Origin of the sequence: Clostridium puniceum (assembly GCF_002006345.1) — a bacterium.
GTDB classification, from domain to species: domain Bacteria; phylum Bacillota; class Clostridia; order Clostridiales; family Clostridiaceae; genus Clostridium; species Clostridium puniceum.
This window is the reverse complement of the sequence record NZ_LZZM01000213.1, coordinates 1-14,180: the sequence shown is the minus strand read 5'-3', so window position 1 is coordinate 14,180 and position 14,180 is coordinate 1. Positions and strand designations below refer to the sequence as shown.

Genomic DNA, 14,180 nt, shown 5'->3' with positions numbered 1-14,180 from the left:
ATTTTCATAATCATGTTTAGCATCTGCTAAAGTAATCCTCCAAATAGATCTTTCAATGTGTTTTGTATATCTTCAGCTGTTTTTATATGAGAGTTATTCAAAATTAATTTTACTAATTCATCTTTCGATAAAGACATAGTCTGCGCTCTCTTCATTTGATAATTTATTATATCATCCTAATGAAGTTTACACAGACCACTTTACATTCTCCCAATGCTATTAATAAATATTGAATGCAATTCCCCATATTCATATGTATTAATCCACGTAATAAACTAACCAATAATATGATTATAAATAAATTGATGTATAAAACCTATTAGAGCATTTTTACAAAATTCATATACTTTCTTCATACACGGTTTTATATTCCATTTCAGAAAGTTGAAATATCCCTTAAATTTTACCATTAGAAACGCCTACTTTTGTGTCTACAAATGGTATCAACTTATACTCAAATAAGATTTTTATACAAATACCTAAACTCGCTATTTTACAGTATCTGGGCGATAAATACCCGCACACTTTGTCTTGTCTCCCCCCCAGTCAAATTCTTTTTCTCTATCTGACTTTTTAATTATTTGCAGCATATAAAGCCCCACGTTATCAAGATTTTTAGTATCAACTTTCTGGTCAATAAAAAACACTATGTATGTATCTTCATTAGTTATAACTATATACTTACAATCCAATTCACTTTTCCTTTCTCCATCTTCTACTAAATCTGTACTTGGTATTGTACACTTATCTCTCGATTTCATCTTGCCTTTATAAAACTCCATTATATAATCAATACCACCATCAATATCATTCGCTTCCTTAAGTGCATTCGGAGAAAACATTTTTTTCAGTCCCTCCTTATCTTTATTTTCCAAAGCTTCTATGATCTTCTGAAGATGCGTATCTGCAACTTTATTATCATCATTAGTATTTAACTCAGAAATTCTCTCTTTCAGCATAGAACGATCAGAGTTGCACGACAATAGGCTTAACGAAAGTGAGATTATAGTTATAAATAGTATTAATCTATTAATATTCATGATTTTTTCCTTATTTGTTAAATTTTATTTTACTAGAAACCCTTTCTTGCAGTATATTAGTTTCAAGTTCATACTTTTATACTACTACACTACAAAATCTTTATGTAACATTTCTCCTATTGTACTTATTTTTTTCATCTATATGTAGCAATATGAGTTTTAGAGTCAAATGACCACGGTGCCTTACCATAATATTCGCCATAAAAAGCATCCCACATATCTAAATGATCTGAAAAATATATACTTCCGTATGAAGTAATATTGGATGCCTTTTCATTCTGATGCTCAGGATTGAATCCAGTGCACCACCAATTGTTGTCTTGGGGCTTCCAATCATAAATTGTGTTTCCTTTCCCATCTTCTAAACGTAAGGTCATTGTTTCTATCAACATTGTATTTTCTATCAACATGATTTTTATTTCTATCAATGTGTTTTGCTAAGTTTCCTTCGCTGGCTGCCATAATATAGATATTCTCTATACTTTCAATAAATGTTACAAATGCTCAAGCATCTCCAACACAACTTCTATTGTTTTTACACTTTTTTCGTCCTCTTCTAGATGTATTTTTAATTTCTCAACCAGTTCATTTATCATTATTCTCTTCTCTTTTCAATGTTTTAAAACATGGAAAAAAGGTCAACGCCTTTTGTATCGATGTTAACCTTAATTATTACTATGATATATAATTGATTTTTACTTTTATTACATCTTACAAATAGTTACAAATATATTGATTACACTTATATCATGTAACTCAGTAGTTATTATTATTTTTATATAGTAAGTTTTCCTTTAATTCTTAAACTAGTTGTCATATGGTATTGGCTTTAAATCCTCGCTTCCTTCTTTTAACCACCAAAAGGATCTTTTCCCATAATATATGGTCTTAGCCCAATATTCTTCATCTTCATGATATATTAAATCATCTCCAATAATCTCTAGTCCCTTCCAACACCTATTAATCCGCCCAATTGCTTCATCTTTAAAAATTATAAAAAGTTCAACCATCTTTTCTGCAATTTCAGTGCAAAATTCTTCTGATTCATCATCTGTAACAAATTCAAATTTACTCAACTTTACATATCTCCTTTCAATATATTTTGATTGCTATTTTTTTATTTCTCAAGATATTTCATTAACATTTCTGCGGTCTCCTCATTATGGAAAGATATTTGATGACCTCCACTAATTGGTGGTTCACCATTGAGAAAATTCCTCGGCCTGTTAAGTAACATTGGTCCTTCAGCAAAATCATAATTATGCAACGGACCACCTTGCCGATTACTTCGAACAAACTCTTCCAAATCATATTTGTACCTTGTTTTTGCTCCATATTTGTCTTTAACTTCAATAAGCCTATTTTCTTCATCATATTCAAAGTAGATTTCATTATAGCAATTGCAAACTTCATCTTCATTTACTAATGTTGTCCCATGTTTTTCTGAGATTTTATTACTATTTCTATCATAAGCGTAGCAAGTTAAATTATATTTAATCTCTGCTTTGCTTTCATCTCTTTCAGCTGGAACTCTCTTTTCAATTAGATTTCCAAGTAAGTCATATTCTAATAAAGTTGCATTTCCCTCATTATCTATTTCTTTTATAATATTTCCATGAAGGTCATACTCAAAGGTTTTTTCTATAATTCCTTCTTCATTTATTATAGAACTTAATCTATTCATTTGGTCATAAGTATAGCTATAGCCAAGTCCATCATCAGTTTCTTTGTTATAGTATTCTGGGCTTATATGTCTTACAACATTTCCATTTGAATCATAGAATATCCTTTCTATTCCTCCATCTGGATAAATAGTTTTTATCTTTCTACTATCTTTATCGTAAACATATTCTACGCCTAATCCATCTTTACTATCATCATTATAGTAGTTAGGATTTATTTCTTTTATTATGTTTCCTTCAGTATCTCTTATGTTTTTTTCTATAACTCCAAGTGGATTTTTTATACTTATCATCCTATCTACATGGTCGTATTTATATTGATAGCCCTCCCCTGACATGCTTCCTTTAATGCAGTTATTTGGAGTATAAAGACTTATTAGATTACCCATTTTATCATAATTTTTTATTGTTACATTTCCATTACCATCTTTAATACTTGCTGTATAATTTAAATGGTTGTATGCAAATTCTATAGTCCCATAAGCTGTCTTTATCTCAGTATTTCTTCCTACTTCATCATAACCATATTCATACTCATATCCACTATTTGTAATTACTCTTATTGGATCTTTTCCTTGTTTTCCTTCTAAAAAATTCCCTAAATCATATTCATACTTTGAAGTATTTCCATTATCATCAGTTTTACTTAAAATTCTTCCGCTGCTATCATATGTATAACTTTCAGTTTTCCATTCTCCAACTGAAATTTTTGTTTTCTCTTCTGTTAAATTGCCTTCACTATCATAAGTGTAAATAATCTCTTTTCCTTCGTTATCTGTTTGTTTCATTAAATTTTCATTTTCACCATAAGTGTATTTCGTACTTAAACCATTTGGTAAAGTTTCATTAAGTAAACTTCCAAATTCATTATATACCTTATGAGTTTCAAATCCATTTCTGTCTTTTATATAAATCTTATTTTGATAATCATCATATTTATATTCTTTTATACTTCCATCTTCGTAAAATACATGCGTTATTAATCCATCGTTATTGTATTTATATTTCTCTGTTCTTTGGCTTCCATGATAATAAAAAGTGTTTTCTTTTTCCCCCTCATCATAGCTTGCTTCTGCAATATCACCATTGGGATACTCTTGTTTTATAACTCTTCCTTTTTTATCAAAGATATTCTTAGTATAGGTATTTCCATTTTGGTCTGTTATACTGCTTATGTATCCTTTTTGATCATAAGTATATTTTGTTATACCACGATCTACATGAATAACATCTGTTAAATAATCTCCATCATATTTATATTGGACTGTTCTATCTAGCTCATCTCTTATTTCAATTACTTTTCCATCCTTATAATTAAAGAAAAGTTTATAATTTGAGAATGTTGTAAGAGTTTCTATATTCTCTCCAATATAAGTTAATGAAAGTTTATTATTATGATTATCAGTTATATTAATAAGCTTGCCTAGATTATCATATCTATAAATCTTCTTATCTTTGAAAGATTTAAATGTCCAAAAATCTTTTTCTCTACTTAAAGAATAGATCCTTGCTCCACCTTTGTCATTTACCCATTCATTATCAATTTGATAAAAAGTTTCAATATGGCCATCACTACAAAGTACATTTACTTTTTGATCAACTATATTAAGATAAGTTTCAAAATTATTTGTCCATCCTAGTCCAAGGAGTCCTACTCTGTTATTTATTGATTCATATTTTCTTTCAATCTTAAATTCTTCATGAATATCAGGTAATACCATATCTGTTGCTGGAATATATAAGCTTCCTGTTACTACATCTACTGGATCCATACTGAATTCTTTCTTAGAAATATCTTTACCTAATGATTTCTCCATACTAGGTTTCATTTCTCTCGCACCAAAAATTGTTGATACTAGTCCAAAACTATTTATCCAATGTTCTTTTGATAACGGATCTTCAGGATTAAATGTTCCTTCTACCATGTCTCCGCCACCCATACTAAGCCAATTAAAATAATCATATGCTGAACCAGAATTAAAGGCCTTAGTTCCTTTTTCTCCATTTGCTTCCCAAGTTGACTTGACAGCGTCAGGAATACCTATTGTTGCCCAATTAAAAAAGTCATATGGTGAATCAAATGCTTTCTTTCCTCTATTATCAAGTCCGGTATAAAAATCACTCCCTATTTCTTTTATTGAATTCCATTATTTACCAACCATTGCACCAATAGATTTATCACTACTAGAATTTTGACATTCATTATTACCTTTTGAATTTGATGAACTTGAACCAACCGCTAATATAAAACCTCCCAACATTGCCTTTAACACATCGTTAAATATTTCCTCCGCTTCATCAGCATCAATCTCCCCATCCCCATTAGCATCTGCGGTTCCTGGTACAGCTCCCATAACAGCTTCTGCTAATCCAGCTGCCATTCTAGCAAGACCTCCGCCTGCTTCTGCCGCTGGTGAAAAGAAATCAATTACTGCTGTTGCCACTTTTACTACGGCTCCAATAGCACTACTTACTAAATTCCCAAAATTAAAGTCCATTTTTCTTCTCCCCCTTATTTATACGGAGCATAAACTTCTCTACAGTTTCCATTTTTTATCACATTATTCCCTTTAATATGGAACTCACCTTCTATTGAAACGCCATTTGTTGTATTTACTTTTGTCATTAATATTATTACAAGTTCATTCTGTCACTTTGTTTTTTGTGGTTTTATAAATTACCACTGCCTCCAACTGATTTACTTTCAATTTTCATAATCTTCTACATCCTCAAATTCATTCAAATTGTATACCAAAATTGGATCTTCAAATATCTTATCTGCCACTGTTAAACTTGATTTAGAAAAACTCTCAAAACAACCTTGTTCTCTTTCAAGTTTTCCCAATACACCCCAACTTTCCACATAAAAACATCCAGCTATAACGCCTTTAGGCTTTTTTTTGCCTATATATTTACCATTAAGTATAAATCTATTAGTATTAATTAAATCATAGTTTATTTTATTAGGAAAATTACCCACAATAAATATATGCTCTGCTTTGTTTCCCCCCTTAAACATTACACCATCTTTTCCATATACAATCCAATCTGGATCTTCTGGGTAATTACTAACATAAATTTATGTAACTTCATTTTTTACTAACTTCTGCATTGGTCCATTAGTAGTATCTATTTGCATTTTAACATAATTTACCTGAATTTCCAAAATAATTATTGGCATTAAAATTATTATAGCAATAGAAATTAATATCCTCACTATTACTTTAATTATCTTTTTCATTTCTTGGCCCCCGATATCTATATTTTCGATATTTCCATCTTCATGTATTCTTACCCAGTGTATATCTTCATAAGCAGCTGCTTTTTTGGGATCAACAAATTTTTTAGGATAATTGTCTGCACCTTCTGATCTAAAATTAATTCTAGATATCAAAAATATTTATGTTTTAAATCACTATATTTTGAATTTACATATTAGATTTACTACTAAACTTAATTATGATCTTCTACTACTTCACGAACAGGCATTCTTTCTGCATCCATTATATCTGCTAAACAGAATCCATCTTTAGGATAACCTTTTTCTGATGAAATTCTTTTTATTGGATACTTAATATGCCAATTTTCTGCTTTAAATGTTTTACAATCATAATTATAACCATTCAAATACTTATCCACTTTCTCTTTTTTTATACCTAAATATTTTCCTTGAAATACAAATATACTTCCCAATACACGATGATTCATTTTTTTAGGTACATTTCCTACAACAATAATTTCCTCCCATTTCTTATTATCTGATTTAAATAAAACACCATCTTTACCTATTACCACCCAATCGCCATACTCATTGTCCCCACTCATATATTCGCAGTATATTTCACTAGTATTACTATCTATGGGTTCTTTCGTTCCTTCAACCGTCTGAACATCTTTTGTTACATGTTGAACTTTTATAATAATAGTCAATCTATCTATTATTACTGCCGAAATCAATATTAACACTATAATTAAAGGTATTTTTACTATTTTTCTCATTCTCCTAATTCCTCTTTTATTTTTGATTGATCTATATCTATTGGTTGTTTATCTTTTTCATATACTTTCCATTGAGAATTTTCACTTCCCTTATCTGTACTTCTAACTGGATAATTTTCACTTCCATTTAAAGTAAAATCTTCTCCTCTACACCACCTACGATATCTATCTTGCCATTTCCAAATTGTATCCTCCCTATCATCTACATGATCATTAATAAATTCATAATTAGTTCTCCCATCAGAAAGTGCTATAGTTTTTGAACCTGTTTCATCAGCCCATTCTTGTGCAAAACTCTTATTGTCTTCTGACTTTTCTGTAATTGTACCGGTATTACATGATTCAAACCATGTTCTGGAATCTGATGAAAATACATTTTTATCTATCTTCATATTTTTCAAATCCTGACTACTAATATTTAATGCTGGTTTTTCTTCATCTTCATATCCTAATGCTAATTTAAACTCGTTATTATATGCCAAATAGGATCCATGACCAAAAACGGTGACACTTGATATTTTATTTAAATCTCTCTCTTCAATAGTTTCTCCATGTTCATTTTTCCCTTGATTTATATAATCTGCTAGTTGCTCTTTATCATCTATAAACATTATTTTAACACCATTTTCTGATGCAAAGTTCTGCATGTCCATTTTTTCCTTCCAATCATATCCTGAATCTGCAATTATCCATGTTATATCTTCTTTTCCTTGACTTTTAAAATCCTTTATCCTCTTTATAGCAGTTTCTATAAAACTTCTCTTAACATATTTGCCATTTTCAGATACATAATTTCCTGAAATCACTATGTTATCTCCAGGACCAGGTGAGTCTTCTTCATCACTTTGATTATCTGATTCTGATGATCTACAACCAAATGCTCCTATAAACCCACCCAACATTACCTTTAACACATCTTTTATTATTACCTCTGCCTCATCAGCATCAATCTCCCCATCTCCATTAACATCTGCGGTTCCTGGCACAGCTCCCATAACAGCTTCTGCTAATCCAACTGCCATTCCAGCAAGACCTCCGCCTGCTTCTGCCGCTGGTGAAAAGAAATCAATTACTGCTGTTGCTACTTTTACTACTGCACCTATAGCACTACTTACTAAATTTCCAATATTAAATTCCATTTTATACTCCTCCTTTATAAGGAGCAAAAACTTCTCTACAGCTTCCATTTTTTATTACATTATTAGCTTTAATATGGAATTCACCTTCTATTGAAACTCCATTTGATGTACTTCCCTTTGTCATTGAGATTTGGCTTGCACCATTTATCCTTACATATCGTGATGTGTTTATTTCTATTTCTCCGCCTGCATTTAGACTTAGTTTTTTAGGACTTGTAAAGGTAACTCCTACGTTATCTTCAAAACTTATGCTTAATGGTTCGGTGCTTCCACCCTTAATTGTTAATGCATCTGGAATCATTCCTATTTCACTACCATGTTCTGTTTCATAGTATCTTTTTGATGGTTCAGCTGTCTTTTCACAATCTTCTCCATTTTTTCTAGCGCAACCTATTATTATTGGTTTTTCACTGCTTTCATTTGGAAAATAAAGCCTTACACTTGTCCCAATCAATGGCATTGAATACATTATATTTACTGATGGTGGTAAGAATGGAAACCAAAAAGCTTCCTCTTCATTTTGATTTTCATCTATATCTAAATGAAGCTTTACTAATTCTTCTTTTACTGAAAGCACCTTACCTTCAAGAGTAGCTCCTCTTAAAAGCTTATTGTAAATTATATCTTGCCACAATCCATTTTTTCTACATAACTTATATTTATAGAATATTTGCTGCTTATCTGAATAACCTTCATATTCTCTAACATATAAATTTTTTTGTTTATAGTTAATTTTCGAACCAATTTCAAGAATATATCTTCTTTCTATTTCATAGTAAAAATAATCAGTATCATGATACCCTGCATCATCCCCACCTGCTTCATGAAATTTTTTTAAATTTTTTAATACCTTATAATCCAAATCATCTTATAATGTATAATTATGTTCTTGTGGTATCCCAAAATAAAACATATTATTCAAATTTATTATATCACAATATAATTCTGCTTTAAGTTCACTAACGGCTCTCTTTATAAAATTCCAATCAGTTTCTTTATATTGAAATAATGGCTTATTTATTTTTTGTCCTTTTCCTACACTTTGAGTAAACGTAAAATCTGGATAATCTTTTAATATTTGAGCTATAAGTTCATCATATATCATATTTACATTTTGAAATGATCTGCTTTTTTCTTTTATATCTAATTCAAAACTTGATGTTAGAGCTTGTATTTCTAAATAATATATTTCATTTACATTGGTTGTCCTAACATTTTGTACTATTCCATTAAACAATATTTTACTATTTCTTTCATTAACTTTATTTATATTTATAGAACCTTCATCATCTAGTTCTTCATAAACACATATTTTATCATCTGTTGAAGCATTTATAGTAGATTTAAAATTAATTGAATCATCTATTAAACATTTTAAGTATAAATATCCATGTTCATTAGGTTTATTTTCAATTTTTATATCTACAATCCTCATTAACTTATAAGGTGATTTTACCCTTAGTGCATGAATTTCTCCCATCTATTTACTCCCTTCTCCCTCAGTTCTTTTTTTACAACTTAATCTTAATCTTGACCATCACTAACAAACTTAATTTGCCCACCTTTTGCACATACAAGGACTGATTTTGTTGTTAAGGCAGGCTTTCCATCAATTATTGTATTTTCTTGAACCATCATCCAGTCACTTAATATAGCTGCACTACAGGGTTTCATAGTGCACTTGCAAACTCCAAAAGAACCGATATTAGCGCCAACAGCTCTATCTGTTTTTACCATTATAGGTTTTCCATTAACATATGAACCATGACTTGCTGGTAAATTTATTTTTACTGATTTACTTCCTTTGCTGCATTTCATTTTAGCTCCTCTAACTACATAACAAACACCATCTGGCAATTCTTTCATCTCCTATTTATAATTTCTTCTTAATCAATCTTCAAGCTCTAATCTCTCTAAACATATTCCTTGGAAGTTTCTTCTAAGTAAACTTTCAGCAACATCTAATCTTATTACTATTAGAGTTTTAGAACTTTCTTTTATTTTAAATATTTTCTTTCCTTTAATTTTTTCCGTAGATAATATTATTCTTTTAACTACAGTTCTATTTAAATTTAATTCTGCATTTTCACTTAAACAATCTACTTCTTCAATTATTGGAAGATAATAATTTTCTTGTCTTTCGTGCTCCACGTTTATAAGAGGAATAATTTTAAATATAATTTCTGTGTTATATTTCTCAATAATCTTTTTCATACCTTCTGAAATAAGAAATAGTTGAGTATCTAAAATATCTAAAAACTTAGTTCCTTCATCACATTTTATGTTAAATATAACCATTCCATCGATTTTATGAGCATTTAATAAATTTATATTTCTAACATCAATATTCTTAAATACATCAATAAGTCTTGGAGTCTTTCCATATCTTTCATCTTGCTTTAATAAAAAATAATCCATCTTTTCTCCTTTTTTAATTTCTTTTAATATGCTTAATTTGTAGAATATATTATCCTCGCTTCATCCATATACTCTCCTGCTAATATTGTGATATCTTTTGTTTTTTTCATTTCTTCATAAGAAGATATCTTGATGAACTTTTCTATTAAACTTTTTAAAAATTGTAAGGTTAAAATATGGTATCTATTTGCTTCTTTAAGCTTTATATTTTCTATATCGATGGCAGTTATATTTCGTCCATATTCATTCTTCTTTTCTAAAAGTTCTTCCATATGATTAAAAAGTGAATCATAAATGAAATTCAAGTTTATATTTATAGAACATTCCTCTTTATCTAAAAACCAGTTTTGATCATATAAATCAACTCTCCATTGTCCTTTATTTTCAAGAATGCTTGCCCTAAGTAGTGAAAAATAAATATATTTAATTTTTCCTTTTGATTGTTTTTCTTGAAGTAAAATAGCTTCCTTACACACTAAATCAAATTTGGAAATCAGCTTTTCTTCAATAGAATCTCTATCACTTTTATATTTTTTTATAATTTCATCAAATTCACCAGTCCATCTATTGGTTACATATTTTTCTTCAAACTCTTTTAATAATTTTTCTTTATCAACTTGTATTATCATATTTTCTCAACACCTATAAACTATTTTTATTAATTTTGAATATGAACCTTTCCGCCACTCATCGTTACGTCATCTTCTATAGTCATATTCGCACCTGCTTGATTTAAGCTTATTCCTGCATCACCTTGAATTGATACTCTAGCTCCACCATTTATTTCAATATCATCTCCAGCATTTAATATTATCTTTTTATCACTATTTACTTCTATTCCGCCTTCATCTGTCATCCTCATAAGTAAATTTCCATTTGCTATTATATCTACTTCCCCTGGCTTCATTACAATTTCTTTTCCATATTTTGTCCCTATGCTCTTCACTGCTGGATCAACACGCTTGTTAGGATCACTTGATGGATAATGCATTGAACTTATTACATAAGAATTCTTTTCCTCATTATCTGGCATATATAATCTTATTACATCTCCAATTTCAGGCATACAGTACCAGCCTGTACCATCTGGTGATGAGAAAATAGTAGCAAATTCAAACCATCTTGATCCATCAAGCTCTGTTGGGCTTCCATCTATCTCTAATGAAATTTTAACTTTATCTTTTTCAGTATCTAAAATTCTTCCTTGAAGAGAAGTACCCACTAATTTATTATTATAAAGTTTCCTAACCTTCATTCCTTTTTCATCTCTTAGGGTATACTTGTTTGAAATCACTCCACCTATCATTTCTATTTCACATTTATATACAAAAAGCTTTCTTCCTTTAAAGCTGACATTATTATATAAACTCATTATTTTGTGAGTTGTTATTTCATAACTTATTAAATTTACATCAATTAAATCATAAGCTTCATTAGCTGATTTTATATTGTATTCTTGTAAGCCTTTTTTTATTGAATAATTAAATTCATTTATATCATAAACTTTACTATCTCCTGATCCTCCTAAAGAATACTTTATATCTGCTAATTGACACTCTGGTATTACACCACCATTAAAATGTGATGCTAATCTCTTTATAAACTCCCAATCAGTTTCTTTGTATTGAACTATTAATTTATCTATTTTAGCTCCATAAGTAATATTATCCACCATTTGAATACTGCTATATCCACTGTTTATTATATTAAAAACATCATCATAGCTATAATTTTCATTTTGAAAGCTGCGACTCTTTTTTTCTATATCCATTAAAAAGGTTTTGCTTAAGGCTTCTACTTCTAAAGTTCTTATATCGTTGCTTGCACTAATGCTGATATTAGTAACAATTCCTTCAAATAAATCAGTAATATTATCATCCTCGTCTTTTATTGATACCTTAATGGTTTCTTCCCCATCTGCTACCTCAACATATTTATCTAAATGTTTATCACTTATAATCCCACTTATATAAAGTTTTCCATGTTCATTTACTTCTCTTGTTATTTTTAATTTCTTTATTTTTCTAAATTTATAAGGTGATACTAAAATATCACCATAGGTATATACATATTCTTCACTCATTAAGTCTCATCTCCATACTCCATAATATTTTTAATCGATAACTGTTTAAAATGAAAATTTAAATAAAATTTATTCTTCCTATACTTTGGCTACTTTTATGCTCTTTAATATTTGAAAAGCAATATCTCTCCATTCTTCACAATCATTATATTTACAGCTGAAAGTTCCCATTAATGTCTTTCCTTCAAATTCAAGAAAAAACATTAAATTATATAAGAAATCATCTATTGCTGAACTCTTAAATTCAAAATAACCTATATTCTTACAATCGACTTCTAAAATTCCATCTTCATGAAATACATTAGCTGGATTAGTTTTTTTTATGATAACCTTCATTGCATTTTTTAATTCTTCTACATGCTCTTCATCTAATGGACTATCAATAATATTCAAAGTTATAGCTATGCTTCCATGCTCATTACTCTTTATTATTTCTGGCCTGCTTTCTGATTGATATTTAAATTTTCGAGCTTTTAATGGCATGTCCTCGAAATCCTTTGGCATATATATTTTTAGTTTTTCTTCAAAAAATTCTGTTTCTTCAAATTCATAATATCTATCCCCAATTTTTGCTGATCCACTACAAATATCCCTTTTTGCTTCTTTCTTTTCTGCTTCATTAATAAAATCTAAAATCTTTTCATCGACCCTTTTCTCCATACTTCCCTTCCTCCTCATGTTTTTAATATTAGAAACCTTTCTAACTTCTCTTCCTTAATTGTCCATTTTTAATACTTAATTCTTAACTAATCTATAAGTATTTTCTTATATCGTCCGCTTCCTTTATGACCATTTCCCCTAGTTCCACCTTTTATTGCATTTAAAACCTCTAAAAGATAATAATATAAATCCTCATTACTATAATCCTTCATTTATATCACATCCATAAATTATTCCATCTGAATAACCTTTAAGCTGTACATCAAGAAATTCTCTTGGAAAATTTCTAAGCTCCTCTAACATTTCAATCTTCAAAAGCCTTCCACTATTAAAAAGTGGATATCTATTTTCAAACAAGTTCTTCAACTCCTAAATCTTTAATCTCTTAACCCTAGCAGTGACTGAAATAAATGCATGGACTCTATTGGGTCGTTTTGCTTTGAACTTAATTACTTAAGTCCATCAAAGAAATTTTGTTCCCATTTATCATTTTCAAAATAGAAGAATTGTTCTTTTCCTATATATAACTCTTCATCTTTTCGTAATATGGCTAGTACATAAAATCCCCAAAGCTCTTCTTCTTCCCATACAAAGAATTTTATTTCATTATTTTCTATATTATCCGTTTCATGTTGATTGATATTTGAAAACATTTGTCCTATGACCTTTGCTTCAATCTTTTCTAATTCTTCTTCATTAAATTCATAATCATATTCATATTTCACATTATCATTACTATCTTTTAAGTATAATTTAAGAAGAATTCTATCCATAAATCTTGATATAAAGCCTTTATTTACTTCCTTACCTTTTATGAGCACCTTTTGTTCTCCTGTGTGAGTATATACTGTTAATAAATATGGAAGGGTTGGCTTTTGGCTTTCTATGTTTATATCTGCATATCCAAAATTTCTATCATATAGGTATTTTAATGCGCCCTTAAGGCAGGATATTTTTAATTCATATTCTTCTTTAGCTTCTTTTTTACTTTTATTAATTTCAATTATTCTTCCTGGTATAAATTCTTTTAGAGCATCTCTAAATATATCTACCTTACAGGATTGCCCTGTTAATTTAATAAGAGAATAATCATATAATTCATCATTTTCATATAGTTTTTCTAAGAACTTCTTTATTATGTTGTAAACATCGCCTTTTA

Annotated in this window: 16 protein-coding genes and 2 pseudogenes; all 18 read right to left on the bottom strand. The window is 29.2% G+C overall.

The genetic code is table 11. The features are described from left to right. Positions 1-488: 488 nt before the first annotated feature. A complete protein-coding gene (locus CLPUN_RS22245; RefSeq protein WP_242954230.1) occupies positions 489-959 on the bottom strand; it encodes a DUF5104 domain-containing protein in 471 nt (156 codons plus the stop codon). 215 nt (positions 960-1,174) lie between these two features. Continuing rightward, a complete protein-coding gene (locus CLPUN_RS22240; protein WP_077849409.1) occupies positions 1,175-1,450 on the bottom strand; it encodes a hypothetical protein in 276 nt (91 codons plus the stop codon). Between the two features lie 396 nt (positions 1,451-1,846). Continuing rightward, positions 1,847-2,116 carry a hypothetical protein gene (locus tag CLPUN_RS22235; RefSeq protein ID WP_077849408.1) on the bottom strand — a complete coding sequence of 90 codons (270 nt, stop codon included), beginning with the start codon at positions 2,114-2,116 and terminating at the stop codon, positions 1,847-1,849. 41 nt (positions 2,117-2,157) lie between these two features. Further along, positions 2,158-4,647, bottom strand: a complete 2,490-nt coding sequence (locus tag CLPUN_RS22230) for a DUF6531 domain-containing protein (RefSeq protein WP_242954229.1) — start codon at positions 4,645-4,647, stop codon at positions 2,158-2,160. A 222-nt stretch (positions 4,648-4,869) separates the two neighbouring features. Further along, positions 4,870-5,220, bottom strand: coding sequence for a hypothetical protein (locus CLPUN_RS28230; protein WP_198944390.1), 351 nt, complete (start codon positions 5,218-5,220; stop codon positions 4,870-4,872). Between the two features lie 206 nt (positions 5,221-5,426). Continuing rightward, positions 5,427-5,741: a hypothetical protein gene (locus tag CLPUN_RS22225; protein ID WP_077849407.1), complete on the bottom strand. Its 315-nt coding sequence runs from the start codon at positions 5,739-5,741 to the stop codon at positions 5,427-5,429. Between the two features lie 60 nt (positions 5,742-5,801). Next, complete coding sequence (locus CLPUN_RS22220) at positions 5,802-6,116, bottom strand: hypothetical protein (RefSeq protein WP_077849406.1); 315 nt, start codon at positions 6,114-6,116, stop codon at positions 5,802-5,804. A 59-nt stretch (positions 6,117-6,175) separates the two neighbouring features. Next, positions 6,176-6,721: a hypothetical protein gene (locus tag CLPUN_RS22215; protein WP_077849405.1), complete on the bottom strand. Its 546-nt coding sequence runs from the start codon at positions 6,719-6,721 to the stop codon at positions 6,176-6,178. Further along, entirely contained in the window at positions 6,718-7,860 is a 1,143-nt protein-coding gene (locus CLPUN_RS28940) for a hypothetical protein (RefSeq protein ID WP_242954228.1), read from the bottom strand. The genes CLPUN_RS22215 and CLPUN_RS28940 overlap by 4 nt, the downstream gene beginning before the upstream one ends. A gap of 1 nt (position 7,861) precedes the next feature. Continuing rightward, positions 7,862-9,340: pseudogene (locus CLPUN_RS22200) on the bottom strand (late control protein D). Between the two features lie 44 nt (positions 9,341-9,384). Beyond that, on the bottom strand, positions 9,385-9,726 hold the full coding sequence (locus CLPUN_RS22195; protein WP_077849404.1) for a DUF4280 domain-containing protein: 342 nt from the start codon (positions 9,724-9,726) through the stop codon (positions 9,385-9,387). Positions 9,727-9,750: 24 nt separating this feature from the next. Continuing rightward, positions 9,751-10,278 (bottom strand): imm11 family protein, encoded by a 528-nt coding sequence (locus CLPUN_RS22190; protein ID WP_077849403.1) that lies wholly within the window; start codon positions 10,276-10,278, stop codon positions 9,751-9,753. A gap of 32 nt (positions 10,279-10,310) precedes the next feature. Next, positions 10,311-10,907 (bottom strand): hypothetical protein, encoded by a 597-nt coding sequence (locus CLPUN_RS22185; RefSeq protein ID WP_077849402.1) that lies wholly within the window; start codon positions 10,905-10,907, stop codon positions 10,311-10,313. 29 nt (positions 10,908-10,936) lie between these two features. Next, positions 10,937-12,361: a type VI secretion system Vgr family protein gene (locus tag CLPUN_RS22180; protein WP_077849401.1), complete on the bottom strand. Its 1,425-nt coding sequence runs from the start codon at positions 12,359-12,361 to the stop codon at positions 10,937-10,939. A gap of 78 nt (positions 12,362-12,439) precedes the next feature. Further along, on the bottom strand, positions 12,440-13,021 hold the full coding sequence (locus CLPUN_RS22175) for a hypothetical protein (protein ID WP_077849400.1): 582 nt from the start codon (positions 13,019-13,021) through the stop codon (positions 12,440-12,442). Positions 13,022-13,107: 86 nt separating this feature from the next. Beyond that, positions 13,108-13,233: a hypothetical protein gene (locus tag CLPUN_RS29285; protein ID WP_278281676.1), complete on the bottom strand. Its 126-nt coding sequence runs from the start codon at positions 13,231-13,233 to the stop codon at positions 13,108-13,110. Next, the gene (locus tag CLPUN_RS27820) at positions 13,220-13,378 is read right to left on the bottom strand and encodes a hypothetical protein (RefSeq protein ID WP_158078825.1); all 159 of its coding nucleotides are present in this window, start codon (positions 13,376-13,378) and stop codon (positions 13,220-13,222) included. Before CLPUN_RS27820 ends, CLPUN_RS29285 begins: the two co-directional genes overlap by 14 nt. Before the next feature lie 92 nt (positions 13,379-13,470). After that, a pseudogene (locus CLPUN_RS22170) lies at positions 13,471-14,180 on the bottom strand (Hsp70 family protein); the annotation flags it as partial.

Coding starts and splice junctions, on each gene's coding strand:
- CLPUN_RS22215 (WP_077849405.1), bottom strand. CDS start 6,721: ATGAGAAAAATAGTAAAAATACCTTTAATTATAGTGTTAATATTGATT.
- CLPUN_RS22195 (WP_077849404.1), bottom strand. CDS start 9,726: ATGAAAGAATTGCCAGATGGTGTTTGTTATGTAGTTAGAGGAGCTAAA.
- CLPUN_RS22190 (WP_077849403.1), bottom strand. CDS start 10,278: ATGGATTATTTTTTATTAAAGCAAGATGAAAGATATGGAAAGACTCCA.
- CLPUN_RS22185 (WP_077849402.1), bottom strand. CDS start 10,907: ATGATAATACAAGTTGATAAAGAAAAATTATTAAAAGAGTTTGAAGAA.
- CLPUN_RS29285 (WP_278281676.1), bottom strand. CDS start 13,233: ATGAAGGATTATAGTAATGAGGATTTATATTATTATCTTTTAGAGGTT.
- CLPUN_RS22240 (WP_077849409.1), bottom strand. CDS start 1,450: ATGTTGATAGAAAATACAATGTTGATAGAAACAATGACCTTACGTTTA.
- CLPUN_RS28940 (WP_242954228.1), bottom strand. CDS start 7,860: ATGGAATTTAATATTGGAAATTTAGTAAGTAGTGCTATAGGTGCAGTA.
- CLPUN_RS22175 (WP_077849400.1), bottom strand. CDS start 13,021: ATGGAGAAAAGGGTCGATGAAAAGATTTTAGATTTTATTAATGAAGCA.
- CLPUN_RS22245 (WP_242954230.1), bottom strand. CDS start 959: ATGCTGAAAGAGAGAATTTCTGAGTTAAATACTAATGATGATAATAAA.
- CLPUN_RS22230 (WP_242954229.1), bottom strand. CDS start 4,647: ATGGTAGAAGGAACATTTAATCCTGAAGATCCGTTATCAAAAGAACAT.
- CLPUN_RS22225 (WP_077849407.1), bottom strand. CDS start 5,741: ATGTTTAAGGGGGGAAACAAAGCAGAGCATATATTTATTGTGGGTAAT.
- CLPUN_RS28230 (WP_198944390.1), bottom strand. CDS start 5,220: ATGGACTTTAATTTTGGGAATTTAGTAAGTAGTGCTATTGGAGCCGTA.
- CLPUN_RS22180 (WP_077849401.1), bottom strand. CDS start 12,361: ATGAGTGAAGAATATGTATATACCTATGGTGATATTTTAGTATCACCT.